Source organism: Pseudomonas sp. UBA7530 (genome assembly GCF_002479365.1).
Classification (GTDB): domain Bacteria; phylum Pseudomonadota; class Gammaproteobacteria; order Pseudomonadales; family Pseudomonadaceae; genus Aquipseudomonas.
Window position 1 is genome coordinate 332,468 of the sequence record NZ_DLMS01000003.1, and the last position, 25,281, is coordinate 357,748.

24 protein-coding genes are annotated in these 25,281 nt (G+C 64.0%); 5 read left to right on the forward strand and 19 right to left on the reverse strand.

Translation table 11 applies throughout. The features are described 5' to 3' along the window. Positions 1-57 precede the first annotated feature (57 nt). The 7 genes from B2U07_RS07575 to ppc form a co-directional block, all read right to left on the reverse strand. On the reverse strand, positions 58-759 hold the full coding sequence (locus B2U07_RS07575; protein ID WP_275545909.1) for an extensin family protein: 702 nt from the start codon (positions 757-759) through the stop codon (positions 58-60). Between the two features lie 12 nt (positions 760-771). Beyond that, positions 772-1,641 carry a DUF72 domain-containing protein gene (locus tag B2U07_RS07580; RefSeq protein ID WP_275545910.1) on the reverse strand — a complete coding sequence of 290 codons (870 nt, stop codon included), beginning with the start codon at positions 1,639-1,641 and terminating at the stop codon, positions 772-774. 53 nt (positions 1,642-1,694) lie between these two features. Next, positions 1,695-2,039, reverse strand: coding sequence for a hypothetical protein (locus tag B2U07_RS07585; protein ID WP_197856272.1), 345 nt, complete (start codon positions 2,037-2,039; stop codon positions 1,695-1,697). Between the two features lie 110 nt (positions 2,040-2,149). After that, positions 2,150-2,833: a tRNA (adenosine(37)-N6)-threonylcarbamoyltransferase complex dimerization subunit type 1 TsaB gene (gene tsaB / locus B2U07_RS07590; protein WP_296276672.1), complete on the reverse strand. Its 684-nt coding sequence runs from the start codon at positions 2,831-2,833 to the stop codon at positions 2,150-2,152. Between the two features lie 116 nt (positions 2,834-2,949). Beyond that, on the reverse strand, positions 2,950-3,723 hold the full coding sequence (locus B2U07_RS07595) for a 5'-nucleotidase, lipoprotein e(P4) family (protein ID WP_275545912.1): 774 nt from the start codon (positions 3,721-3,723) through the stop codon (positions 2,950-2,952). Positions 3,724-3,905: 182 nt separating this feature from the next. Continuing rightward, entirely contained in the window at positions 3,906-4,553 is a 648-nt protein-coding gene (adk, locus tag B2U07_RS07600) for an adenylate kinase (RefSeq protein WP_017362788.1), read from the reverse strand. Between the two features lie 224 nt (positions 4,554-4,777). Further along, a complete protein-coding gene (ppc, locus tag B2U07_RS07605; protein ID WP_296276677.1) occupies positions 4,778-7,414 on the reverse strand; it encodes a phosphoenolpyruvate carboxylase in 2,637 nt (878 codons plus the stop codon). 166 nt (positions 7,415-7,580) lie between these two features. On the opposite strand from ppc, the gene B2U07_RS07610 reads away from it, so the two are divergent. The 3 genes from B2U07_RS07610 (at position 7,581) to B2U07_RS07620 (ending at position 9,580) form a co-directional block, all read left to right on the forward strand. Beyond that, the gene (locus B2U07_RS07610) at positions 7,581-7,925 is read left to right on the forward strand and encodes a pilin assembly protein (protein WP_275545914.1); all 345 of its coding nucleotides are present in this window, start codon (positions 7,581-7,583) and stop codon (positions 7,923-7,925) included. A 408-nt stretch (positions 7,926-8,333) separates the two neighbouring features. Continuing rightward, positions 8,334-8,747, forward strand: coding sequence for a DUF4398 domain-containing protein (locus tag B2U07_RS07615; RefSeq protein ID WP_197856278.1), 414 nt, complete (start codon positions 8,334-8,336; stop codon positions 8,745-8,747). Between the two features lie 47 nt (positions 8,748-8,794). Next, a complete protein-coding gene (locus B2U07_RS07620) occupies positions 8,795-9,580 on the forward strand; it encodes an OmpA family protein (RefSeq protein ID WP_197856279.1) in 786 nt (261 codons plus the stop codon). A 61-nt stretch (positions 9,581-9,641) separates the two neighbouring features. On the opposite strand, the gene B2U07_RS07625 is transcribed toward B2U07_RS07620, so the two are convergent. The 8 genes from B2U07_RS07625 to prfB all read right to left on the reverse strand — a co-directional run bounded on the left by B2U07_RS07625 (position 9,642) and on the right by prfB (position 17,121). After that, positions 9,642-9,965, reverse strand: coding sequence for a hypothetical protein (locus tag B2U07_RS07625; protein WP_197856280.1), 324 nt, complete (start codon positions 9,963-9,965; stop codon positions 9,642-9,644). Then, positions 9,965-10,894 carry an alpha/beta hydrolase gene (locus tag B2U07_RS07630; RefSeq protein WP_296276679.1) on the reverse strand — a complete coding sequence of 310 codons (930 nt, stop codon included), beginning with the start codon at positions 10,892-10,894 and terminating at the stop codon, positions 9,965-9,967. The genes B2U07_RS07625 and B2U07_RS07630 overlap by 1 nt, the downstream gene beginning before the upstream one ends. Continuing rightward, on the reverse strand, positions 10,845-11,591 hold the full coding sequence (locus B2U07_RS07635; RefSeq protein ID WP_106736817.1) for a TIGR00266 family protein: 747 nt from the start codon (positions 11,589-11,591) through the stop codon (positions 10,845-10,847). Before B2U07_RS07635 ends, B2U07_RS07630 begins: the two co-directional genes overlap by 50 nt. 79 nt (positions 11,592-11,670) lie before the next feature. Beyond that, positions 11,671-12,960, reverse strand: coding sequence for a flavohemoglobin expression-modulating QEGLA motif protein (locus B2U07_RS07640; RefSeq protein WP_296276684.1), 1,290 nt, complete (start codon positions 12,958-12,960; stop codon positions 11,671-11,673). 8 nt (positions 12,961-12,968) lie between these two features. Beyond that, positions 12,969-13,520 carry a hypothetical protein gene (locus B2U07_RS07645; protein WP_197856283.1) on the reverse strand — a complete coding sequence of 184 codons (552 nt, stop codon included), beginning with the start codon at positions 13,518-13,520 and terminating at the stop codon, positions 12,969-12,971. 42 nt (positions 13,521-13,562) lie between these two features. Continuing rightward, the gene (locus B2U07_RS07650; protein ID WP_296276686.1) at positions 13,563-14,276 is read right to left on the reverse strand and encodes a TetR/AcrR family transcriptional regulator; all 714 of its coding nucleotides are present in this window, start codon (positions 14,274-14,276) and stop codon (positions 13,563-13,565) included. A 166-nt stretch (positions 14,277-14,442) separates the two neighbouring features. Continuing rightward, positions 14,443-15,945, reverse strand: a complete 1,503-nt coding sequence (gene lysS / locus B2U07_RS07655; RefSeq protein ID WP_296276688.1) for a lysine--tRNA ligase — start codon at positions 15,943-15,945, stop codon at positions 14,443-14,445. 80 nt (positions 15,946-16,025) lie between these two features. Next, positions 16,026-17,121, reverse strand: a protein-coding gene (prfB, locus tag B2U07_RS07660; RefSeq protein ID WP_197856286.1) for a peptide chain release factor 2 whose coding sequence is annotated in 2 segments (ribosomal slippage) — positions 16,026-17,048 and positions 17,050-17,121 — 1,095 coding nt in all. Because the reading frame shifts where the segments join, the coding sequence is not laid out codon by codon here. A 164-nt stretch (positions 17,122-17,285) separates the two neighbouring features. On the opposite strand from prfB, the gene B2U07_RS07665 reads away from it, so the two are divergent. Continuing rightward, positions 17,286-18,929, forward strand: a complete 1,644-nt coding sequence (locus B2U07_RS07665; RefSeq protein WP_275545917.1) for a diguanylate cyclase domain-containing protein — start codon at positions 17,286-17,288, stop codon at positions 18,927-18,929. On the opposite strand, the gene B2U07_RS07670 is transcribed toward B2U07_RS07665, so the two are convergent. Both B2U07_RS07670 and B2U07_RS07675 read right to left on the reverse strand, forming a co-directional pair. After that, the gene (locus tag B2U07_RS07670; RefSeq protein WP_275545918.1) at positions 18,924-20,540 is read right to left on the reverse strand and encodes a GMC family oxidoreductase; all 1,617 of its coding nucleotides are present in this window, start codon (positions 20,538-20,540) and stop codon (positions 18,924-18,926) included. The two genes, B2U07_RS07665 and B2U07_RS07670, sit on opposite strands and share 6 nt — an antisense overlap. Positions 20,541-20,618: 78 nt before the next feature. Continuing rightward, positions 20,619-21,353: a tellurite resistance TerB family protein gene (locus tag B2U07_RS07675; RefSeq protein ID WP_197856289.1), complete on the reverse strand. Its 735-nt coding sequence runs from the start codon at positions 21,351-21,353 to the stop codon at positions 20,619-20,621. A 384-nt stretch (positions 21,354-21,737) separates the two neighbouring features. Between B2U07_RS07675 and dapA the strand changes: the two genes are divergently transcribed. Further along, positions 21,738-22,604, forward strand: coding sequence for a 4-hydroxy-tetrahydrodipicolinate synthase (gene dapA, locus B2U07_RS07680; RefSeq protein WP_275545919.1), 867 nt, complete (start codon positions 21,738-21,740; stop codon positions 22,602-22,604). A gap of 18 nt (positions 22,605-22,622) precedes the next feature. Here dapA and recJ read toward each other — a convergent pair whose 3' ends face one another. Continuing rightward, positions 22,623-24,332 (reverse strand): single-stranded-DNA-specific exonuclease RecJ, encoded by a 1,710-nt coding sequence (gene recJ, locus B2U07_RS07685; RefSeq protein WP_275545920.1) that lies wholly within the window; start codon positions 24,330-24,332, stop codon positions 22,623-22,625. Positions 24,333-24,608: 276 nt separating this feature from the next. Beyond that, positions 24,609-25,154, reverse strand: coding sequence for a YaeQ family protein (locus tag B2U07_RS07690; protein WP_275545921.1), 546 nt, complete (start codon positions 25,152-25,154; stop codon positions 24,609-24,611). Between the last annotated feature and the right edge of the window lie 127 nt (positions 25,155-25,281).

Here is a 25,281-nt window from a genome sequence, read left to right on the forward strand (position 1 = left end):
GCGAGCCAGTGCAGCCGCGAGCGGATCACGCCCGCGTCACAACTCGCAAACAGGCTGTTAGCGGCACATCCGCCACATGCCCATGTCAACGTGAAAGTGATCACGGTGGGCGGCGTTGTATTCCGGCCCCAGAGTAACGTTGAAACTGTCGCAGGCCGCGTCCCGAACCAGACGCAGAAAGCGCGCCTTGTCGCCTTCCCCCGGCCAGTCGTGCAGCACGCTGATGCGCTGGCCGTCGCGCAGGCGAAAACCGACCATGTCCAAGGCATTGGCATAGGAATGCTGGCTGGGTCGCTGGCTGCCGGCGATGCTGCGACAGGCGAAGCTGCCGACATGTTCGATACGGCTGACCGGCTGACCGAACACCTCCTGCGCAGCGGGCTGCAGGCCATGGCGCTCGAACAGGGCGAAACTCACCGCCAACGGGCAGGTGGCCATGAAGCTGCTGCTCAGGCCAACGTCGGCGCCCTGGATGCGTACGGCGTTTTCAATCGGGCAGCCGGGGTGCGGCGTGCTGTCATCCAGGCGCGTGAAACGCAGGTCGGACGTGGCCAGGGCCAGGTCGCACAGCGCACGATCCTCGCTCAGGCGCCAGAGCTTGAATGAGGTCAGCAGGTTTGGCGCTTCTCGCACGTCCAGCGGCGCCCAGGGATTGAAACGCGGCGCCACCTCAACCCAGCCACGCCAGAGCGCCACCAGCAGTGCGGCGCCCAGCAGCAGGGAAAGAAACAGCAAACGACCGATTATCCGTATCAGCATGTTCATCCTTCATCAGAGCAGGCCGAGCTGCTCCAGTTCCGGTTCGGTTCGCAGCACCGGCAATTCCGGCAAGCCTGGCAGGCGCTGCATCAGCTGCTGGTGAAAACGCCGCGCCAGCTCGGGCGCCAGGCGATTATCGGAGGTGTGCGCGAAGACGTACGGAGCGAGCCCCTGCTCGATCCAGCCAGCGACCTTGTCCAGCCAGGGCAGCATGAAGGGATCGTTGGCCAGCAGTTCAGGGTGGCCGATGAAACGCAGCTGTGGATGCTGACTGAACGCCGTGGGCCGGGTCGGCAGGCGCGGTTTCTTGGCCTGCGCATGGAGCACGGCCGGCTCCTGCGAGTCGCAGCTGAACAGCGCTCGCGAGTCCAGGCAGATGCGCTCGATACCGCGCTCGTGCAGCAGGCGATTGAGCACACGCTCGGCATCGCCCTTGGCGAAGAACTCCGGATGACGCACCTCTACAGCCAGCGGCCATTCGCCCCACTGCTCGATGAACGTAGCCAGCTCGGCCAACCGCGAAGGACCGAATGCAGCCGGCAACTGCAGCCAGTAAGGCGCGACCCGCGCGCCGAGCGGCGCCAGCAACTGGCGGAACTGCGCGACCTCATCGAGTTGCTGGCAGAGGTCTTCGCTGTGGCTGATATCGCGCGGCAACTTGGCGCAGAAACGAAAGTGCGCCGGCATCGCCAGCGCCCAGCGGGCGACCGTTTGCTCGCTGGGCCTGGCGTAAAAGGTGGTGTTGCCTTCTACCGCGTTGAACACTTCGGTATAGCGGCCGAGAAAATCCGTGGGACGCGTGTCCTGTGGATAGAGCGTGGCGCGCCAGGCCGCTTCGCTCCAGGATGGACAACCAAGAAAATAGGGAAGCGCAACACTCATCGATCTATGCAACGGACCAGGCTGAGGGGCGTGAGCCACGCCATGAAACGGAGTTACGCGTAGAGATCGAGGCCGAGCACTTGCTGAGCATCGTACTCATTGGCGTAGGCAGCGGTGGTGCTGTAGCTGGCCAACGCCTGGGCAGCGCGGTTGCTCAGCGCGGGCTGCTGGTAAACCAGGTCCTGCGCTCGCGTCGGCAGGCTATCGGAGTTACTGCTGCTGGCCTGCACGCGACGAATCTGCGGGGCCTGCTCGAGACCCTGGCTGCTCGCCGGGGCAGCTGGCTGCTCACGTCGGGCCTCGACTTCCCGCTGCGCCTCGCGATAGGGCGTGACCGCTGTCCCCGAACGGGGGCCGCGATCTGGCGAGTAGGGAGGCAGGTAACCGTCGATCCGCATTTAGGACTGCTCGGGCTCGAGCTAATAATGGACAGTGCTGGCAATGTAACGGCGAGTACCGGTCTTGGCAATTACCAAGCGGTTTTTGACGCCAAGCATCCGACAAGCTGTCATACCGGTGGTGCTTTCGGTGTGGCGACCTGGTCACGCAGGTAAACCGGCTGCGCCTGATCGGCCGGCACAGCCTCGCCGCGCGCCCAGGCGAAACGCGCCAGGTTCAGCAGGTCTTCGGCATGCGGCAGCATGCTGCCGTCCATGCTCGCGGGCTTGAGGGCGATACGCGTGGCAAAGGTGCCCCACCCCGTACCGGCACCGTACCATTCACCATCGCTGCCGAGTGGCGCCTCGGCCTGTTCCGGCGGCAACACCGCCTCCTGGCCGAGCAAACGCATCTCGCCTGCCTCGGCGCGATAACAGCCCCAGTAGACCTCATCCATGCGCGCATCGATCGCCGCGGCGACCTGGGTCACGCCCTGCTCTCGCAGCGCGCGCTGGGCCAGCACGGCCAGGTTGGAGACCGGCAACACCGGCCGCTCCAGTGCGAAGGCCAGGCCCTGTACCACGCCGATGGCGATGCGCACGCCGGTGAAGGCACCGGGGCCACGACCGAAGGCGATGGCATCCAGCGCCGAAGCCGCGATGCCGGCATCGCCCAGCAGCTGCTGGATCATCGGCAACAGGCGCTGCGCATGCAGACGCGGGGCGACTTCATAATAACTGAGCACACGACCGTCATGCAGCAGCGCGACGGAGCAAGCTTCGGTGGCGGTATCCAGGGCCAGGAGAGTGGTCATTGCATTCGGACGGCTGAAGAAAAAAGAGCCGGCATTAGACCGGCTCGACGAGTTTTTTTCCAGCGCCATGACGGCGCCCGGCCTGAGCCGAGCGACCGGTGGCGATCAGCGCGGTCTTACCAGGGCTCGACCACAGGCTCGGCGTCCCAGCCTTTGAGCGGCGCTTCGGACCAGGTGCCATAGCTGGCGTTGGGGAATACGATCCACTCCACACCCCACTTTTCAGCCTCGTCAGCAACGGTCTTGCGCTGTGCGTCGAGCGGCGTCTTGCGAAAGCGTGCATCGAAATCGTGCAGCGTGTCGCCCAGCAGCATGACGATCTGCTGATCGGCGCTGACGATGGCGCGGCGTTCGACCTTGGGCGGGCCGAGCAGCAGCACGCTGTCTTCCGACACCTGCGGCAGGCCCAGCTTGGTCAGGGTGGCCAGGGTGTATTTCTTCTGCTCGTCGGCACGGTCGGAGATGTAGCGGATGGTCACGCCGAGCTTGTCGGCATGCTCGAGGAATTTCTTCGCACCGGGGATCAGCTCCGGCGTGCCGTCGCGTTCCCAGGGCAGCCAGGTATCCCAGGCATCGTATTGATGACAGTTGGCCAGGTCGCGTGCCAGCAGTGCGCTGTTGTCGATCACGGTTTCATCAAGGTCGGTGACGATGGCCAGCTTGGAAGGATCCTTCGCCACCGCTACGGCCTTGTCGAGCCTCTCTGTTGCGATGTTGTAGGCCTGCAACTGCAGCGCCTGGACCTCCGCGGACTGCTGCTGAAAGCGCAAGCCCATGGTGAATTCCGCGACCGAACAGTCGGTCTTGCTCTGCGCGGCGATCTCGGCAAATACCAGCGGAGTGGTCAACAACGATACCGCAAGGCCCAGCCAAATGCGTTTCTCGGTCATTTAATGCCCTCTTCCTTATAGGTTATCGACAGGCCCCGACGCAGGCCGGAGGCTTGCACCATCGATACTAGCCGACCCGTCACTCGGGGCCATGCTTGAGAGCGACCACAACGTATTCGTGTTCCATAAACGACCAAGGCCCCTTTCGAGGCCTTGGTGCGATAACGGCTGGCGGCGTGGACTCAGTCCAGAGCGGCCAGGGTCTTCGCGGTGATTTCTTCGACGCTGCCGACGCCCGGAATGTGGCTGCACTTCGGCGTACCGGTGGCGGCGGAAAGCTTCTGGTAGAAGTCCACCAGCGGCTTGGTCTGCGAGTGGTAGACGGACAGGCGATGACGCACGGTCTCTTCCTTGTCGTCTTCGCGCTGGACCAGCTCCTCACCGGTCAGGTCGTCCTTGCCGGCAACCTTCGGCGGGTTGTATTCGGTGTGGTAGACGCGCCCGGAAGCCGGGTGTACACGACGGCCGGACAGACGCTTGACGATTTCCTCGTCGTCGACGGCGATTTCCACCACGTGATCCAGGGCTACGCCGGCATCGCGCAGCGCTTCGGCTTGCGGAATGGTGCGCGGGAAACCGTCGAACAGAAAGCCATTGGCGCAATCGTCTTGAGCGATGCGCTCCTTGACCAGGTTGATGATCAGGTCATCGGAGACCAGACCGCCAGCATCCATTACGCTCTTGGCTTTCAGGCCGAGCTCGGTGCCAGCCTTGACCGCTGCGCGCAGCATGTCGCCAGTGGAGATTTGCGGAATGCCGAACTTCTCGGTGATGTAGCGAGCCTGGGTACCTTTGCCGGCACCGGGCGCCCCCAGCAGAATCACGCGCATCGATGTGCTCCTCAAGAGTTATGTAGTAATCGGTCGGACTCGCCTCGTGGGGCCAATCTCTTGAATGTTGTGCGGCAGCCGCAGCGGCCAAAAAGGCTGCTCAAGATACACAGCGCACCCCAGGCGCACAAGCCGCCAAAAGTCGGATAAAAACCCTCCTCACGGCGGCCTGCACCCCGTACACGGCGCTGGCCGCACACCTTTGCGCCAGCGCACTGCATCCCTTAGCCGGTGTTGCGCAAGCCCGCTGCGATACCGGCAACACTGACCAGCAAGGCCTGCTCCAGCGGGCTCTCCGGCACCTGCTCGCGCTGGCGGCAGCGCGCCAGCAGCTCGGCCTGCAGCAGGTGCAGCGGGTCGAGATAGGTATTGCGTACGCTGATCGATTCGAGGGTTTCCGGGTTGTGCGCGAGCAGGTGCGACTGACCGGTCAATTCCAGTACGGCGGCACAGGCCTGCGACAATAGGTCGCGTAACTGCGCACCCAACGGTTGCAGCGCGGGTTCGACCAAGCGCTCGTCATACAGCGCGGCAATGCTGGCGTCGGCCTTGGTCAGCACCATCTCCAACATATCGATGCGCGTGCGGAAGAACGGCCAGTGCTCGCGCATGTCCTTCAGCAGTTCGGCATCACCACCCGCCAGCGCCTGCCCCAACGCCTGCTCCCAGCCGAGCCAGGCCGGCAGCATCAGTCGCGTCTGGGTCCAGGCGAAGATCCAGGGGATCGCTCGCAGGCTCTCGACGCCGCCCTCACGCCGCTTGGCCGGGCGACTGCCCAGCGGCAGCCGGCCCAGTTCCTGCTCCGGTGTGGCCTGGCGGAAATACTCGACGAACTGCGGATGCTCGCGCACCACGCCGCGGTAGGCCTTCACACCCACATCGGCGAGGCGATCCATCATCGCCCGCCAGCTCGGCTGCGGCGCAGGCGGCGGCAGCAGCGTGGCTTCCAGCACGGCAGCGAGATAGAGGTTGAGGTTCTGCTCGGCGATATCCGGCAGGCCGAACTTGAAGCGGATCATCTCGCCCTGTTCGGTGGTACGGAAGCGTCCCGCCACCGAGCCCGGCGGTTGCGACAGAATGGCCGCATGGGCCGGGCCACCCCCACGCCCGACGGTGCCACCGCGACCGTGGAACAGGAGCAACTCGACCTGATGCTCGCGGCACAGGCGCACCAGCTCCTCCTGCGCGCGGTACTGCGCCCAGGCAGCGGCGGTGGTACCGGCATCCTTGGCCGAATCGGAATAGCCGATCATCACTTCCTGCGGGCCATGCAGGCGCGCGCGATAGCCGGGCAAGCCGAGCAGACGATCCATCACCGGTCCGGCGTGGTCGAGGTCGGCCAGGGTTTCAAACAGTGGCACCACGCGCATCGGCCGGCGCAACCCGGCCTCCTTCAGCAGCAGTTGCACTGCCAGCACGTCGGAAGCGGCACCGGCCATGGAGATCACGTAGGAGCCCAGCGAGGCAGCGGGAGCAGCAGCCACCTCACGGCAGGTGGCGAGAACCTCGGCGGTATCGGCCGAAGGGCGATAGTCGCTCGGCAATAGCGGCCGGCGGCTATCCAGTTCACGCTGGAGGAAATCCAGGCGCGCCTCTTCGTCCCAGTCGGTGTAGCGACCAAGGCCGAGGTAATCGGTGATTTCCGACAGCGCCGCAGCGTGCCGGGCGGAGTCCTGACGCACGTCGAGGCGCACCAGGAACAGACCGAAGGTCGCGGCCCGGCGCAGGCAATCGAGCAACGGGCCGTCGGCGACCACGCCCATGCCGCACTGGTGCAGCGACTGGTAGCACAGCTGCAGCGGCGCCAGCAGATCGCGGTTGTCCTGCAACACCGAAGGCCCCGCGGCGATATCGACGGTCAGCGTCTGCTGCGCCCAGCTGCGCGTCTCGCGTAGGCGCTCGCGCAGATGCTTGAGCTGCGCGCGGTATGGCTCGGCGCTGTCGCCCACCTGCGCGCGCAGCTCATCGCTGGCCTGCTGCATGGACAGCTCGGCCGCAAGCTGATCGACATCGCGCAGGTACAGATCGGCCGCCATCCAGCGTGCCAGCAGCAGCACCTCGCGCGTTACCCGCGCCGTGACATTGGGGTTGCCGTCGCGGTCACCGCCCATCCACGAGGCGAAACGAATCGGCGCGGCCTCCAGCGGCAGGCGCAGGCCGGTGGCGGCCTCAAGGCTGCGGTCGGCACGACGCAGGAACTGCGGCACGGCCTGCCACAGCGAATGCTCGATGACGGCAAAGCCCCACTTGGCTTCGTCCACCGGACTGGGCCGACTGCGGCGGATTTCCTCGGTGTGCCAGGCCTCGGCGATCAACCGTTGCAGGCGTTCGACGATGCGCTCGCGCTCTGCCGGCGACAGGTCGCTGTGATCCAGTGCCGTGAGCTGTGCGGCGATGGCATCGTATTTCTGAATCAGGGTACGCCGCGCCACTTCAGTGGGGTGCGCAGTCAGTACCAGTTCGATGTCCAGACGCCCAAGCTGGCGCGCCAACTCGTCGCTGCTTTGTCCCTCGGCGAGCAGACGCTCGAGCAACTCGTCCAGCACACGCAGCTCGAAAGGTTCGGCTTCGCCCGCGCGGCGGCGGCGCACACGATGCTGCTGCTCGGCGATATTGGCCAGATTGAGGAACTGGTTGAACGCCCGCGCCACGGGTAACAACTCGTCGTCACCGAGGTCGCCCAGGGTGCTGGTCAACTGCTCGACATCCGCATCGGTGCCGCTGCGACCGGCCTTGGCCGCCTTGCGTATGCGCTCGATCTTGTCAAGAAACTCGTCGCCCAACTGGGTGCTGATGGTATGCCCGAGCAGCTCACCGAGCAGGTGCACCTCTTCACGCAAGCGCGCATCTATTTCCGCCATGTCGCACTCCTTCTGCTGACCATTGTCAACAGAGTGCCCAGCGCGCCAACTTCTTACAAGGGTGCGGCGTGCTCCCAAGTGGGGCTGAGTGCTGGGTCTAGGCTTGTTGACAGGCGCAGAGGAATGTCCAACCGGCATTGCCTGCGCCCCCGTAAGGAGCGACGACATGAGAATTCGCGAACTGGCAAAACACTGGGAACAGAATGCCAAGGGCCACCTGACCCCGACCCGCTACCACATTCATCTGGATGTCGAATCGGCCGCACGCCTGGCGGCGCTCACCGAGATGTACCCCAAGCACCACAGCGAAGAGTTGCTCGGCGAACTGATTGGCGCGGCACTGGAAGAGCTGGAAGCCAGCCTGCCCTATGTAAAGGGCAACAAGGTGGTAGCGCTGGATGAACAGGGCGACCCTCTCTACGAGGACGTCGGGCCGACACCGCGCTTTCTGGCGCTGTCGCGCAAGTACCTGCGCCAGCTCAATGAGTCGGCTAAGGGTACAAGCCACTGAGCGCTCGTTCGATATAACGTTCAAATTCGCGTACTTAGGCCATAGAAGCGCCGTTACCGACACGCTTCTAGGCAACAACGGCAGCAGGCTGCCCGGCTTCGGCGGAGCGCTCGCTGCGGCCGTGTTCGGCCTGAAAAAACCTATCGAAGCCCACGAACTACAAGGGGAGATGAATCTTTTTCGCACGTGCTCTCGGTCTTAGGGGGCGGGCGTAGAGCTTTCAATACCTGACTAAATGGTCATGCCTGAAATCATAAGTAGGCTGTCTTTTTTTCTGAACCATTCAAGAAAAGTTCAGGTCCCAACTGCAGGCCCCTCGTGGCAAGCCAGCGTCGCCAACGGCCTTGGCGGACGCATAGCACGTTGGGTCATTTGCCACGGATATCGTCATTCATAGGAGTGTTTCAAATGGAGTTAGCCACCATGAAGACCCATACCGATAAAGCCCCACGCAGCCGCCTGCAGGGGATCAAACTGGCTGCACTGGTGCTGGGCAGTAGCCTGGTACTCGCCGGCTGCGCCGGTAACCCACCGACCGAGCAATATGCCGTGACGCAGTCTGCCGTCAACTCGGCGATCAGCGCTGGCGGTACCGAGTTCGCTGCAGTGGAAATGAAGTCCGCGCAGGACAAGCTCAAGGAAGCCGAGCTGGCCATGCACGAGAAAGAGTATGACAAGGCCCGCCGCCTGGCCGAACAGGCCGAATGGGACGCCCGCGTCGCCGAGCGCAAGGCCCAGGCCGCCAAGGCCGAGCAAGCCGTGCAGGACGCCCGCAAGGGTGTCGAGGAGCTGCGTGAGGAAGGCATGCGAAACGCTCAATGAGCGCCTTGCCACCCACCCATTCGCTGAAAGATCAAAGGATGAACGCCATGCGTAAACACGTGATGATCCCCGCCCTTCTGGCCCTGAGCGTTGGCCTCGCCGCCTGCTCGCACCAGCCCAACGCCAACCTGGAGTCGGCGCGTAGCAACTTCTCCTCGCTGCAGAGCGATCCGCAGGCGACCAAGGTGGCCGCACTGGAGACCAAGGAAGCCCAGGAATGGCTGAACAAGGCCGACAAAGCCTACATGGACAAGGAAGACGAGAAGAAGGTCGACCAACTGGCCTACCTGACCAACAAGCGCGTCGAGGTGGCCAAGCAGACCATCGCCCTGCGCACTGCTGAAGCCGAGCTGAAGAACAGCTCCGCGCAACGTGCCAAGGCCCTGCTCGATGCCCGCGATGCGCAGATCCGCAAGCTGCAGGACAGCCTCAACGCCAAGCAGACCGAACGCGGCACGCTGGTGACCTTCGGTGACGTTCTGTTCGACTTCAACAAGGCCGAACTCAAGAGCAGCGCGCTGCCCAATGTCACGCAACTGGCGCGTTTCCTCCAGGAAAACCCGGAGCGCCAAGTGATCGTCGAGGGCTACACCGACAGCGTCGGCTCGGCCAGCTACAACCAGGGCCTGTCCGAGCGTCGCGCCGAGTCCGTGCGTCGTGCGCTGATTCGCGCCGGCGTAGAACCGACCCGAATCGTCGCCCAGGGTTACGGCAAGGAGTATCCGGTTGCGGACAACTCCAGCGATTCCGGTCGTGCGCAGAACCGTCGCGTGGAGGTGACCATCTCCAACGACAACCAGCCGGTGGCACCGCGCTCCTCTGCCGGCGCCTGATCACACCGCTGCTGCAATGAAGAAACCCGCCTGACGGCGGGTTTCTTTTTGGTTGCTGACCTTACTGCTCCAACTGCGGAGTCTCCTGGCCCATGCAACGCACGGCCTGCTTCCTGTTATCCACCAGCACGCCGGTCAGCCCCTTCTGCTGCAGATCGAACAGCACCACTACGCCGTCGATGCATTGCGCCACCTGATCGGCCGGTTTCAGTGAAACCTTGTAGTCCTCGCCGGGGATGGTCTTGAGCATGGTGAAGTCGGACAGCAGCAAGGCATCTTCCGGTTTGGCGAAATGCACATAGCCGTAGTACCAGAGGACGCCGACGGTGCCGACGATGCTGGCGACGCCGGTGAGGATCAGTGGAATGGGATTGCGTTCGGTCATTACGGACTCTCTGTTGCGGATTCGGTGGCCGGCCCCAGCCCCTCGACGTAGGCCTGCGGCGCGGCGAAGAACGCCAGCAGCGATTGACGCCAGGCGGGCTCGGCGAAGGTTTGCACATGCGGCCCACGGGTCGCCTGAAAGGCCCGCGGCGGGTGCGCAGCTTGATACAAACGCTGGCCATTGGAAAGCGGCACGATCGTGTCGTCAACACTGTGATAGATCAGCAAAGGCACGCCGGCGAGTCGATCGATGCTCGCAATCGCGCTGTCGCCGTCCGGCACCAGCCAGGACAGCGGCATCTGCAGCGGCCAGGTCAGCCAGCTCTTGCTCAGGGCATAGCGGCCGACATCGCGGTAGCTGGCCGGCACACCATCGAGCGCGATGGCCTGCAAGGTCGACTGGCGCTCGGGTTGTTGCGCCAAGTAACGCACACCGAGGGCACCGCCAAGGCTCTGCCCCAGCAGAAACAGCGGCTTGCCCCTGACCTGCGGCGCCTGGTCGAGCCAGGTGAAGGCCGCGTCGATATCCTGATAGACCTCGGGCAGGCGCGGCTTGCCTTCGGACAGGCCATAGCCGCGGTAATCCAGCATCAACACCTGATAGCCCTGCTCCGGCAGCCAGTGCACGCCGCCCAAGTGCCAGGCCAGGTTGCCGCCATTGCCATGCAAATGCAGCACCGTGCCCTTGACCGCGACATCAGGCTTGGCCGGCAGCCACCAGGCGTGCAACCGGGTGCCGTCGGCGGCATGCAGTTCGATATCGCGGTATTCCAGGCCGGCACGCTCGGGAGTGATCGGCAGCCCGGGCTCGGGGTAGAACAGCAGACCGCTGCAACCAGCCAACCACAGGCTGGCCAGCACAAACGCTAGCGTCCTCAGGCTACTTGCCACCGGCACGCACCTCTTCACGGGCCTGTACGGTCGCCGCATACACGCGTTCTGCCAGGCGCGAGAACGGCAGGCTCTGGATCCACACCGTGCCGGTGCCCTTGAGGGTGGTCAGCAGGATCCCTTCGCCGCCGAACAGCATGCTCTTCAGCCCGCCGGCGAGGGCGATGTCATAGTCGATGCCGCTGCTGAAGGCCACCAGGCAACCGGTATCCAGGCGCAGGGTTTCGTTGTTCAACTCCTTGCGGATCACCGTGCCGCCGGCATGCACGAATGCCAGGCCATCGCCTTCGAGCTTCTGCAGGATGAAGCCTTCACCGCCGAAGAAACCGGCGCCCAGACGTTTGGCGAAGCTGATGCCGATACTGGTGCCGTGCGCAGCACAGAGAAAGGCGTCCTTCTGACAGATTAGCCGGCCGCCGATTTTCGCCAGATCAATGGGCACCACGGTGCCCGGATAAGGCGCGGCGAAGGCCACTCGTGCCTGACTTTTGCCGGCGTTGCTGAAGTGAGTCATAAACAGCGACTCGCCAGTGAGCATGCGCTTGCCGACGCTCCACAGCTTGCCCAGCAGACCACTGGACGAACCATCGCCCATGCGCGTTTCGAAGCGCACGCCGTCGGTCATGTAGTTCATCGCACCGGCCTCGGCGATTACCGTCTCGCCGGGGTCGAGGATGATCTCCACCGATTGCGCCGAAGCTCCGAGAATTTCGTATTCGAGTTGATGACTGGGCACAGGGCGGTCTCCAGGGCTTCCCGGATTTCATCCGGGCTACGGCAGCGGTGCGCGCGGCGCACCCTACATGCGGCGTGATTCAGAGAATATTGGCGTAGTCCGCCTCGATGCGATCCAGGCTCAGGTGGTTGAGGAAGTTGGAGAAACACATCCATGCCGACAAGGCGTTCATGTCTTGGAACTGCGGCGGCAAGTACTTGGGCGGCAGCACCAGGCCTTCGTCCACCAGCTTGCGCAGCGTGCGCATGTCTTCCAGGGTGGTCTTGCCGCAGAACAGCAGCGGGATTTGCTCCAACTTGCCTTTGCGCACCGCCAGCTGGATGTAGTTGTAGATCAGGATGAAGCCCTTTAAGTACGACAGGTCCTTGGTGAACGGCAAACCAGTGGGCACGGAACCGCGGAAAACCCGACTGGCATTGCTGTAACCGCCTTCCAGACCATAACCCTGCTCACGGAAGAACTCGAACACTTCGAGGAAATCCGCGCCCTCCTCGGCCATGTGGATGGCGCGGGTGCGGTTGGTCAGCTTGCGCAGGCGGGTCGGATAGGAGGCGAAGGCGATCACCTCCATGAGGATCGCCAGGCCTTCCTGGGTGACGGTCGACGAGGGTGGCCCCTTGGCCAGGAAGGTGCAGATCGGCTGGTTCAGGCCGTTGAGCGTTGTGCCAACGTGCACCAGGCCTTCATGCACTTCCAGCGCCTTGACGTCGCGCTCGTTGAAGCGCGCATCGCTGCGGATCTTGATGTAGTCGGCGCCCGCCGCGGCGTCGGCGAGGATGCCGTCAGACTCGAACACGCGGATGGTGTCATCACCGAAAACACCGGCCAAGCGCTGCTGCAGGATACTCACCGCGTCACTGGCGCCAAGCACCTTGGGCTCGTCTTCCAGATCACCCCGTGCGGCGATGTTGTTAAGGTAGTCCGAGAGCATCAGGCCGAGGTCGGCGAGGGTCGGGTCGCCGGCGTGGAAGGCATCGGAGGCCGCGCCGTAGAGTTCCTGGCTGATCAGGCCGAAGTCCTCGGTGCCGCGCGCTTCGAGCATGCGGATGACCATGCGGTATTCCTTGCACATGCGCCGCATGATCTGCCCGACCGGGTTGAACTGGCCGAGCTGACGGGTGATGTCGCGCTCGATGTTCTGGAATTCCAGCTTCTTCGCCGCCGCATCGAAGGCCAGCGGCCGGTTCAGGTAATAGTCGCGGTCCACCGCTGGCGCTTGCTTGCCCTTGGCTTTGAGAAAGCCATCGCGGATGCCGTCGTCCCACTTCACCGCATCGAGCACGCGAATGGGGGTTTGCGCTTCGACGATGCGGTCGCTGAGGACGCGGATGCAGAGTTGATAGTCGTCCAGTTTCTGCTGGCTGTTCATGGCAGTTCCTATTCGGCCACCCGCTGGTAACGCGCGACTTCGACGAACAGGTCGGCGTTGGCCGGGTCGTCGAGGTAGGCGAATACCTTGTCCAGCGGGCTGGTGATCAATGCGCCGTCCGCTTCGGGCATGACGACGGTCTGCCCCTCCAGCAGGCCCTTGTTCATGTCCTGCAGGATGCGGTCGGTGTCGAGGTTGTACAACACCAGCTCGTTGTCACGGGTCAATTCGAAACCGGCGATGGCGAAGTTGGCGCCCAGGCTTTTCGGCAAGCCCGCCGAGAGATACCAGCGGCGGCCATGATGGGCGACGGTGAAGCCGAACTCCTCGAGGCTGCTCACGTTATCCGGGCTGCCTTCGTAGATGCGTGCTTCATAAAGATTGGAGCCGGCGCGGGTGATTTCCAGATACAGCTGATCGCCCCACTCGTCCTGCCGGGTCCACTCGCCCAGCAGCGGAATGGGCGCGGCCTCGTTGGCCGGGATCGGGTCCTTGAAGGTGACCAGGCAACCACTCAATAGCAGGAACGACAGGGCGACCAGTACGCGCCAGGCTTTCATTACGCTCTCCTTGTGTAAGCCGCTCGACCCGATGATCGACGCTTACAGCCCCAGAACCAGATTCATGTAGCGCTTAAGGATGGCCAGCATTCCTTGGCTGTCCAGATGATCGACGCCGTCCAACAGGCCCTGATACTCCATCCGCACGATGGTGGCCGTCAACAGCACGGCATCCTGCTCGGGCTGGCGCGAGCCGAGCACTTCGAAGAAGTGGGTCACACCCTGCTGCAGAATCTGCCGATGGGCCCGCACCAGTTCGCGCAGGCGCGGGTTGAGCAACGCTTCCTGCTGGAACGCCTGCTCGGCGATCAGGTGATCGCGACGCTCGCGCAACTGGCGCTGCACGTACTGCACCGCCAGCTCGGCGATCTCCTCGGCCAACTGCCGACGCGCCTGCTCGCTGCCGTCCACACGACCGACCATGGCCTCCAGCTTTCCCCGGGTACCGGCCCAGAATGCCGCCATATGCGCCGCACTGCGTTCGACAAAGAGGGCGAAGGTATCGGTGATCAGGTCATCGATGTCCTTGAAATAGTAGGTCGTTGCCGACAACGGCACCTGCGCCTCGGCGGCCACCGCACGATGGCGTACGGCGCGCACGCCCTCGCGTACGATGATGCGCATGGCGGCATCGAGAATCGCCTGGCGGCGCTGCTCACTGCCCTGGCGACTGGTCTTGCGGCCCTGGTACTGGACGCTTTCGGCGACGGCGTTGGCAGCCTGGGTGGCATTCGGGGACGCAGGTACGGAGCTCACGATAGGTCGTTCCTCTACGCTCTGGTGATGGCAAGGAGAGTAATGGGTTGGACAGACAACCAAAAGACTCCGTTTCGCTTGCCAGCCCGCCACCCGGAGAAATCACGCCGAATGATGGAGTCACAGACAGCAAAAAGCCGCCCGAGGGCGGCTTTGCGTTTTGCCATCAGGCCTGCGGACGCATGTGCGGGAACAGGATGACGTCGCGGATCGACGGCGAGTTGGTCAGCAGCATCACCAGACGGTCGATACCGATACCCTCACCCGCGGTGGGCGGCATGCCGTACTCCAGAGCGCGGACGAAGTCGGCATCGTAGTGCATGGCTTCGTCATCACCGGCGTCCTTCTCGGCCACCTGGGCGAGGAAACGCTCGGCCTGGTCTTCGGCGTCATTGAGCTCGGAGTAGGCGTTGGCGATCTCGCGGCCACCGATGAACAGCTCGAAGCGGTCGGTGACGTTGGGGTTCTGGTCGTTGCGGCGGGCCAGCGGCGACACCTCGAACGGATACTCGGTGATGAAGTGCGGCTGCTCCAGCTTGCTCTCCACCAGCTCCTCGAAAATCATCACCTGCAGCTTGCCCAGGCCTTCGTGGCCGAGCACCTTGGCGCCAGCCTTCTTGGCAATGGCACGGGCCTTCTCGACATCGCCCAGGTCAGCCGCCGTGATGTCCGGGTTGTACTTGAGGATAGAGTCATACACCGACAGGCGCACGAACGGCTCGCCGAAGTGGAACACCTTGTCGCCATAGGGCACGTCGGTGGTGCCCAGCACGGCCAGGGCCAGTTCGCGGAACAGCTCCTCGGTCAGGTCCATGTTGTCGCGGTAGTCGGCGTAGGCCTGGTAGAACTCGAGCATGGTGAACTCGGGGTTGTGCCGGGTCGAAACGCCTTCGTTACGGAAGTTGCGGTTGATCTCGAAGACCTTCTCGAAGCCACCCACAACAAGCCGCTTGAGGTACAGCTCCGGGGCGATACGCAGGAACATGGCCATGTCCAGCGCGTTGTGGTGGGTCTCGAACGGCTTGGCCGCTGCACCACCGGGGATGGTCTGCAGCATCGGGGTTTCCACCTCGAGGAAACCGCGCTCGTTGAGGAAGCGGCGGATATGCGCGATCACCTGCGAGCGTACGCGGAAGGTGTGGCGTACTTCCTCATTGACGATCAGATCGACATAGCGTTGGCGATAGCGCTGTTCGGTGTCGGTCAGGCCATGGTGCTTGTCCGGCAGCGGGCGCAGCGACTTGGTCAGCAGACGCACGTTCTGCATGTCGACGTACAGGTCACCCTTGCCGGAACGTGCCAGGGTGCCCTCGGCGGCAATGATGTCGCCCAGATCGAAATGCTTGACCGCTTCCAGTTGCTCGGCCGGCAGGGTCTTGCGGTTGACATAGACCTGCAGGCGACCGGAAGTGTCCTGCAGCACCATGAAGGCACCGCGGTTGAGCATGATGCGACCGGCGATCTTCACCGGGATGGCAGCGGCCTCAAGCTCTTCCTTGCTCTTGCCCTCGTACTGTTTCTGCAGGTCGGCGCACAGGCTGTCACGGCGGAAATCGTTGGGGAAGGCAATGCCCTGCTCACGGACGGCAGCAAGCTTTTCCTTGCGCTGGGCAATCAGCTTGTTTTCTTCCTGTTGCAGTTCGTTCTGGTCGAGTTGTTGGTCGCTCATGGTCGCTTTATCTGCCTGGCGTTTCGTACAAAATTTGAGCAGGCGCCGGCTGTCCGGCGCCTACGGATGGGTTACTGGGCTTACAGGCCCTGCTTGAGGCTGGCCTCGAGATAGCCGTCGAGGTCGCCATCGAGCACCTTCTGGCAGTCACTACGCTCGACACCGGTACGCAGATCCTTGATGCGCGAGTCGTCGAGCACGTAGGAGCGAATCTGGTGACCCCAGCCGATGTCCGACTTGCTGTCTTCCAGCGCCTGCGAGGCGGCGTTGCGCTTCTGCATTTCCAGCTCGTACAACTTGGCCCGCAACATCTTCATCGCGGTGTCCTTGTTGGCGTGCTGCGAACGTTCGTTCTGGCAGGCCACCACGGTGTTGGTCGGCACGTGGGTGATACGCACCGCCGAGTCGGTGGTGTTGACGTGCTGACCACCGGCGCCGCTGGAACGGTAGGTGTCGATGCGCAGGTCGGACGGGTTGATCTCGATGTCCACCTTGTCGTCGATCTCGGGGGACACGAACACCGCCGAGAACGAGGTATGGCGACGCGCACCGGAGTCGAACGGGCTCTTGCGCACCAAGCGGTGCACGCCAATTTCCGTACGCAGCCAGCCGAAGGCGTACTCGCCCTTGATGTGCACGGTGGCGCCCTTGATGCCGGCGACCTCACCTTCGGAAAGTTCGACGATCTCGGCACTGAAACCGCGCTTGTCGGCCCAGCGCAGGTACATGCGCAGCAGGATGTTGGCCCAGTCCTGGGCCTCGGTGCCGCCGGAACCGGCCTGGATATCCAGGTAGCAGTTGTTGGCATCCATCTCGCCACTGAACATGCGGCGGAATTCAAGCTTCTCGAGGATTTCGCGCAGGCGCTCGACTTCGGCGACGATGTCGCTGACCGCGCCTTCATCGTTCTCTTCGGCAGCCATTTCCAGCAGATCCTTGGAATCGGCCAGGCTGCCGGTGAGGTCGTCGATGGTTTCGACGATCTGCGCCAGCATGGCGCGCTCACGGCCCAAGGCTTGGGCGTACTCGGGCTTGTTCCAGACGCTGGCGTCTTCCAGCTCGCGGTTTACTTCGACCAGACGATCATGCTTGTGATCGTAGTCAAAGATACCCCCGAATTGACTGGGTACGTTCGGACAGGTCCTTGATGGCGTTGAGGATCGGATTGATTTCCATGGTAGTCGGCGCTCGCGGCAAATCGGACGGAAAAGCCGGCGATTATACCCAAACGCAGCTCCGCTGGCAGCCTGTCACGGCCCGCAGGTCGCATAACTCAGCTCTAAGGGCGAACTATACTTGCGCCCAAAGTTCATAAGAATGGCAATCTCGGAGCCCCATCCATGCCCTTCTCGCACAGTCTACGCAGCCGCTTCGCCCTGATCATCGCCCTGCTCGTGGCTGCACTTACCTGGCTGCTGGGCACACTGATAGGCGAATACAGCAGCGAGCAGATTCGCAAAGAGGTAGGTCGGGATATGGCTGAGCAGACCTACACCATGGTCGATCGCCTAGATCGCGACATGGCCGGGCGCGCCGCCATGCTAAGGGTACTGGCCAGCCTGCAGACCTTGCGTGAGCCGCAGGACCCGAAACAGGTCAGGCACCTGCTCGACAACCTGCAGAGGGAAGTTCCCAGCTTCGCCTGGATTGGCCTCACCGACGCACAGGGCACCGTGGTGGCGTCCAGCAATGGTGTGCTGGAAGGAGCCAGCATCGCCCAGCGACCGGTCTATATGGAGGCGCAGAAAGGACTGTTCATCGGTGACGTACACGAAGCGGTGTTGCTGGCAAAATTGCTACCCAACCCCACTGGCGAGGCGATGAAATTCGTCGATATCAGCTTGCCGATGAGCGCCGACCGCGGCAAGCCTGTAGCTGTACTCGCGTCGCACCTGTCATGGCGCTGGGCCGACGAAGTGCGCCAGGCAATCTTGGCTCCCATACAGAAACGCCGCAACGTCGAGTTCTTCATCATTGGCAAGGACCGCAGCATCCTCCTTGGTCCAAGGGAAATGATCGGCCAGTCGCTGCAGTTGCCTGCCCTGGAAGGTCTGCGTCCTGGGGCCAGCCAGTGGGCCGTGCAGCGCTGGCCGGACGGCACCGAATATCTGACCGGCATGACTCTCAGCCAGGGCTATCAGGACTACCCCGGTTTGGGCTGGACGGTGGTAGCGCGCCAGGACCTCGAACTCGCCTACGCCCCGGCACGCTCGCTGATGCTGACCATCCTGATGTGGGGTGGCGGCCTGGCCGTGGTATTCGCCCTGGCCGGCTGGACGCTCAGCGGCCACTACACCCGCCCGCTGCACGACATCGTCGAGGCCGCCGATCGCCTCAGCGCCGGCCAGATCAGCGAGATTCCCGAGCTGCACGGGAGCCGTGAAATCGCCCAGCTGAGCCAGTCGATTCGCAAACTGGTAGAACGCCTGACCCTGCAGAAGCGCGCACTCGTCGCCATGGAGAACCTCGCACACCAGGACCCGCTGACCGGGCTGCCAAACCGTCTGGCCCTGGAGAAATGCTTACTGCAGGCGCAGCAGCTCAGCACGCAGCAAGGCAGTTGCCTGGCATTGCTCTACCTGGATCTGGACGATTTCACGGCGATCAACGAGGTGCACGACACGGCCTTGGGTGACCACCTGTTGCGCGAGGTAGCCCAACGCCTGCGCCGCGGCCTGCGCGACGGCGACATGGTGGCACGCCTGGGCGGAGACGAATTTCTCATGGTGCTGCAGGTGCCCGAGCGAGAGGCTCGCACGCAGGCGCAGCATATTGCCGAACGCACCTTGATCACCGTGCGCCAACCGGTCAGTCTGGAAACCGCTCTCGTCAGTATTTCGTGCAGCATCGGGGGCGCAGTCTGGCCTTTGGATCACGAAGATCTCGGCAGCGCTCTGGATCTAGCCGATCAGGCCCTGAATCGGGCCAAACAGGACGGGCGCAACCACGCCCGGTTCCAGGACGAGTCGACCGAGACCTCATGACCTCAGCGCATCCTCCTTGATCATCAGCGCAGCCTTCTCCGCGATCATCAGCACCGGCGAGCAGGTATTGCCCGAGACGATGGTCGGCATGATCGACGCATCGACCACCCGCAAGCCGGCGATACCGTGCACGCGCAATCGGGCATCGACCACCGCGCCATGCCCCTGCCCCATCGCGCAGGTGCCCACCGGATGGAAGATGGTGGTGCCGATCTCGCCCGCAGCGCGCTGCAGGTCCGCCTCGCTCTGGTACTGCGGCCCGGGCTTGTACTCCTGCGGCCGGTAGCCGGCTAGAGCAGGCGCAGCGACGATGCGCCTAGTCAAGCGAATGGCGTCGGCCGCCACATGCAGGTCGCGCTCGTCACTCAGGTAGTTGGGCTGGATCATTGGTGCGACGGCAGCATCCACCGAGTTGATGGCGACGCGACCACGGCTGTGCGGGCGCAGGTTGCACACCGAGGCCGTGAACGCCGGGAAATCGTGCAGGGGCTCGCCAAAGCGCTCCAGCGACAAGGGTTGCACGTGGTATTGCAGATTGGCGCGCGCCTGGCCGGGGTCGGATTTGGCGAAAGCGCCCAACTGGCTGGGCGCCATGGACAGCGGCCCACTGCGCTTGAGCAGGTATTCCAGGCCCATGCCCAGCTTGCCCCAAGGCGTGGCGACGATGCGATTGAGGGTCTTCACCCCCTCGACCCGGTAGATCAGGCGCAGTTGCAGGTGATCCTGCAGGTTCTCGCCGACGCCCGGCAGTTCATGCTTCACGCCGATGCCAAGGCGCTCGAGCAGCGGCCGGGGGCCAATGCCGGAACGCTGCAGCAAGGCCGGCGAGCCGATGGCGCCTGCGCATAGCACGATCTCACGGCGCGCCCTGACCCGCACGACCTGGCCCTGCCAACGCAGATGCAAGGTGCTGGCGCGGCCGTCCTCCAATTCCAGGCGCTCGGCTTCGGCACCGGTCAGCACGTGCAGATTGGCGCGCCGGCGTATGTCACGTAGAAACGCCTTGGACGCATTCCAGCGCACGCCGCGTTTCTGGTTGACCTGGAAGTAGCTGCAGCCTTCGTTGTCGCCGCCATTGAAGTCATCGACGCTGGCGATGCCGCTCTGCGCCGCCGCTGCTCGAAAGGCTTCGAGAATTTCCCAGGACAGGCGCTGGCGCTCGACCCGCCACTCGCCGTCGCCGCCATGCAGGTCGCTGGCGCCGGCAAAGTGATTTTGCGCGCGTTTGAACAGCGGCAGCACGTCGCGCCAGGCCCAACCGACATTGCCTGCCGCCGCCCAGGCGTCGTAATCAGCGGCCTGGCCGCGCATGTAGATCATGCCGTTGATCGAGGAACAGCCGCCGAGCACGCGCCCACGCGGGTACTTGAGACTGCGACCGTGCAGGCCGGGGTCGGCCTCGGTGCTGTAGCACCAGTCGGTACGCGGGTTGCCGATGCAGTAGAGATAGCCGACCGGGATATGAATCCAGGGATAGTTGTCGCGCCCGCCTGCCTCGATCAGCAGTACGCTGACGCCCGGGTCGGCAGACAGCCGATTGGCCAGCAGGCAGCCGGCCGGGCCGGCGCCGACGATCAGGTAGTCATAGGCATCCAGTGGCGCTTGCGACATGGGCATCCTCGCGTGTCGTTCTTGTCGTTGGCCTTCAGCCTAAAACAAGCCGAGCGCGAGAATGAATGATCTTTTCGTCTAAACGCGCTGCAACTCGACCCGCACCTGTGCCTCCAGCTCGCTCTTGAGCGCCGGCGGCAACTGCAGCTGGCGCGCCAGCTCTTCGAGGTAGGCACGCTCCATGAAGTGCTCCTCGTCCACCATCAGCACGCTGGCCAGGTACATTTCCGCGGCCATTTCCGGCGTGGTGGCAGCACGCGCGACATCGGCCGGGTCCAGCGGCTTGTTCAGTTCGGTGTGCAGCCAGGCCTGCAACTCGGCGTCCTGCGCCAGCTTGCCCAGTTCCTCTTCGATCAGCTGACGCTCGCGATCATCGACATGGCCATCGGCCTTGGCCGCCGCCACCAGGGCCTTGAGAATGGCGTGGCTGTGCTGCTCGGCCTGCGGCGCCGGCAGGCGATCGAGCGTCTGCGGCTCGACCGGCTGCGCCCCGCCCTGCTGGGCCTGTTGCGCCTGCCAGTTGCCGTAGGCCTTGTAGGCCAGCACGCCAAGCGCGGCCAGGCCGCCATAGACCGCCACCTTGCCGCCGACCTTGCGCACCCGCTTGTTGCCCAGCAGCATGGCCAGCGCAGCGCCGCCACCGGCGCCCTTGAGCATCGAGCCGAGGTCACTGCCGCCGCTCTTGCCCGCGCCACCGCCGAGCAGGCCACCCAGCGTGCCACCCAGCCCGGAAGAGGCTCCGCCAGCGCCTTTCTGTTGCAGCAGGTCCTGACCGGATTTGAGCAGTTGATCGAGTAAGCCACGGGTATTCATCGCGCATTCTCCTGAGGAAATCTCGCCGAGTGTAGGCCTCGGCCATTGGCCCGGCAGCTAACCGAATGCTTCCAGATATTACCGCCGGGGCCGCTTGACAGCCGCGCCAGCGTCCAAGCACCATCGCCGGACGATTCAGGCAACGGGCTGCCCTGCATGTACGCCACCTTCGACCACCAAGCACTGCTCCCAGGTTCCATGACCTGCCAGTGCGCGTGCGTCGTCGTTGCCAAGAAATCCAAGAAACAGTCGCTCATTTGACCGGGGCGTGCTGTCCCGTCAGATGGGCTGACAGGACAAGCGCCAGGTTGAAGATCCCCCTCCCGCTCGTATCCCGCACCCTCCCTGACGGCGACCAAGACGGTCAGTCGCAAGGAGTTTCGCATGTCCGCTTTTCAAGGTATCTGGGTGGCGCTGGTCACCCCCTTTCATAACGGCGAGATCGATTTCGCCAGCCTCGACCGGCTGACGGCCAAGCTGCTGGAGGACAGTGTCGCGGGTTTCGTGGTCTGCGGCACCACTGGCGAAGCCGCCGCACTGAGCCAGACCGAGCAGTTGACGGTGCTGGATGCGGTACTCCAACGCGTACCGGCAGAGCGCGTGATCATGGGCCTGGCCGGTAACCAGCTGAGTGCTTTGCTCGACCTGCAACGGGAAATCCAGCGCCGTCCGCTGGCCGGCCTGCTGGTACCGGCGCCTTACTACATCCGTCCGTCGCAGGCAGGATTGGAGCACTTCTTCACCACGCTGGCCGACGCCGCCGAGGTGCCGCTGGTGCTCTATGACATTCCCTACCGCACCGGCGTGCGCATCGAGCGCGAGACGCTGCGACGCATCGTGCGCCATCCCAATATCCAGGCCATCAAGGACTGCGCGGGCGATGCCGAAACCACCATGGCGCTGATCACCGATGGCCAGGTACAGGTGCTGGCCGGCGAGGACGTGCAGATCTTCAATTCCCTGTGCCTGGGTGGCGCGGGTGCCATCTCGGCATCGGCGCATATTCGCGCCGATCTTTACGTGGAGATGCAGCAGCGTGTGGCTCAAGGCGATCTGCAGGGCGCCCGGCAGTTGCACTACCGTCTTTTGCCCTGGATGCAGGCGGCGTTCAGCGAAGCCAACCCGGCAGCCGTAAAGGCGGCCCTGGCCTTGCTGGAACTGACCCACGACGAGGTACGCGCGCCGATACTGCCCTGCTCGCAGGAAAACCGCGAACGCCTGCGTCAAGTACTGGCCACATTGGCGGATTAGCTAACGAACTGCCCCGCGTCAGCGCGGGGCGATATGCGCCACCATCAGCTGTACCGTTTCGTTGCCACGGAACTCGTTGAGGTCGAGCTTGTAGGCCAGCTCGGCCCAGCGCAGCGTGGGGTTGGGCCAGACGTCGCGGTCGATGTTGAAGGCGATACCGTCGAGCTGCACGCTACCGCATTCGGTCTTGAGCACCAGTTTCAGATGACGCTCGCCGACGATGCGCTGATTGAGGATCTGGAACACGCCATGGAACAGCGGCTCGGGGAAATGCTGGCCCCAGGGGCCGGCGTTGCGCAGGGCACGGGCCAGCTCCAAGTGGAACTCGGTGGCGTCGAGCTGGCCGTCGGACAGCAGGCGTCCGGTCAGGTCGTCCTCGCAGAGCTGACGCCGCACCTCGGCGTCGAAGGCGGCGGCGAAGGCGCCGAAGTTGGCCTCCGGCAACGACAGGCCGGCAGCCATGGCATGCCCGCCGAACTTGCTGATCAGCCCCGGATGGCGCGCGGCCACTGCGTCCAGCGCATCACGGATATGCAGCCCCGGCACCGATCGCGCTGAGCCCTTGAGCATGCCCTCACCCGCATCGGCGAAGGCGATGGCCGGGCGGTGGTAACGCTCCTTGAGGCGCGAGGCGAGAATGCCGATCACACCCTGATGCCAGTCCGGCTCGAACAGGCAGAGGCCGAACGGCATGTCGTCCAGTGACAGATCCTTGAGCTGGGCCAGCGCCTCGCGCTGCATGCCCTGCTCGATGGCCTTGCGATCCTGGTTGAGCTGATCGAGCTGCACCGCCATGTCGCGGGCCAGCGCCTCGTCGTCGCAGAGCAGGCATTCGATGCCAAGGCTCATATCATCCAGGCGCCCGGCCGCATTCAACCGTGGACCAAGGATGAAGCCCAGGTCGGTGGAAGTGATGCGGCGATGATCGCGCCCAGCCACTTCGAGTATCGCCCGCAGGCCCGGCCGCGCGCGGCCGGCACGAATGCGCGCCAGGCCCTGGTGCACCAGGATGCGGTTGTTGGCATCCAGCGGCACCACGTCGGCCACGCTGCCCAAAGCTACCAGGTCGAGCAGCTCGCCCAGATTCGGCTCCGCACGGCTGGCGAACCAGCCGGTCTCGCGCAGGCGCGCGCGCAACGCCAGCAGCACGTAGAACATCACGCCGACGCCGGCCATGGCCTTGCTCGGGAAATCGCAGCCCGGCTGGTTGGGGTTGACGATAGCGTCGGCCGCGGGCAGCTCCGGGCCCGGCAGGTGGTGGTCGGTGACCAGCACCTTGAGCCCAGCCGTCTTGGCCGCGGCCACGCCATCGACGCTGGAGATGCCGTTGTCCACGGTCAGCAGCAGGTCGGGCTGACGCTCCAGCGCCACGGCGACGATTTCCGGGGTCAGGCCGTAGCCGTATTCGAAGCGGTTCGGTACCAGATAATCCACGTGCGCCGCGCCGAGCAGGCGCAGGCCAAGCACGCCGACCGAACTGGCGGTGGCGCCGTCGGCATCGAAGTCGCCGACAATCAGGATGCGCTGGCGCTGCGCCAGCGCCTCGACCAGCAGCTCGACGGCGGCGTCGATACCCTTGAGCTGCGGGTAGGGGATCAGCCGCGCCAGGCCCTTGTCCAGCTCCTCGGCGGACTGCACGCCACGGGCAGCGTAAAGACGGGTGAGCAGCGGCGGCAGGTTGCCCAGGTCAGGCAGTTGCGTGGGTAGGGGACGGGCTTCGATACGCATGTTGGGTCTATTTCAGGTGAGACGGGGTTTGTCTCCCCTCTCCCATTTATGGGAGAGGGGCTGGGGGAGAGGGTTCATCCAGCAACACCGAGTCGCCGATCCCCCTCTCCCTAGCCCTCTCCCCAAGGGGAGAGGGAACTGAACCGTAGCCCGGATGCAATCCGGGCTACGGCTTCAACGCTCGCCGGCCAGATTCGTAGGGTGGACGACGCTTCATCCGTCCACCTTGCGCACTTGTGGTGGACGAAAAGAGCGTCGTCCACCCTACGCTACTCATCAAGCTCCGCGTTCGCCAGCCAGCCACTCCAGCGGAATCTCGTGCTGGCCACGCTCGTCGGTGACGAACAGTTCGCCATCGCTGATCATCACGCTCCAGGACAGCGAACGCGGCAGATCCAGAGCGAGGTCGGCCAGTGCCTCCTGCCCCAGGGCGACCACGTTGATGTTCTTCAGGCTGCGCACCGGATCGAGACACTTGGTCTGCCACACCCGCAGGTTGCCGTAGGCCACCAGGCTGAACTTCTCGGTACGCCGCGAGCACCAGGTGATGCGCTCGCTGTCCGGCTGGCCGACCTCGATCCAGTGCAACACGCGATCGTCCAGGCTCTTTTCCCACAATGCCGGCTCGTCGACATCCGACAGGCCACGGCCGAACGCCAGTTGCTCGTGATAGAACAGCGCATAGGCGATCAACCGCGCGGCCAGGCGTTCTTCGGTTTCCGAGGGGTGGCGCGCGACGGTGAAACGCAGGTTCTCGTAGACGCTGCGATCCATGTCGGTGAGGTTGAGCTCGATCTTGTAGGTGGTCGATGGCAGGGCCATGGCGGGCTTCTTGGCTGGTCGAAAGAGCGCAAGTCTACCGTGAATCGCTACCTCGATGCCGACGCAGGAATGAACGGTTTGGCAAATGGCGCTGCGCGCGGTTGTCAGCATGAGGGGTGATCCGTAT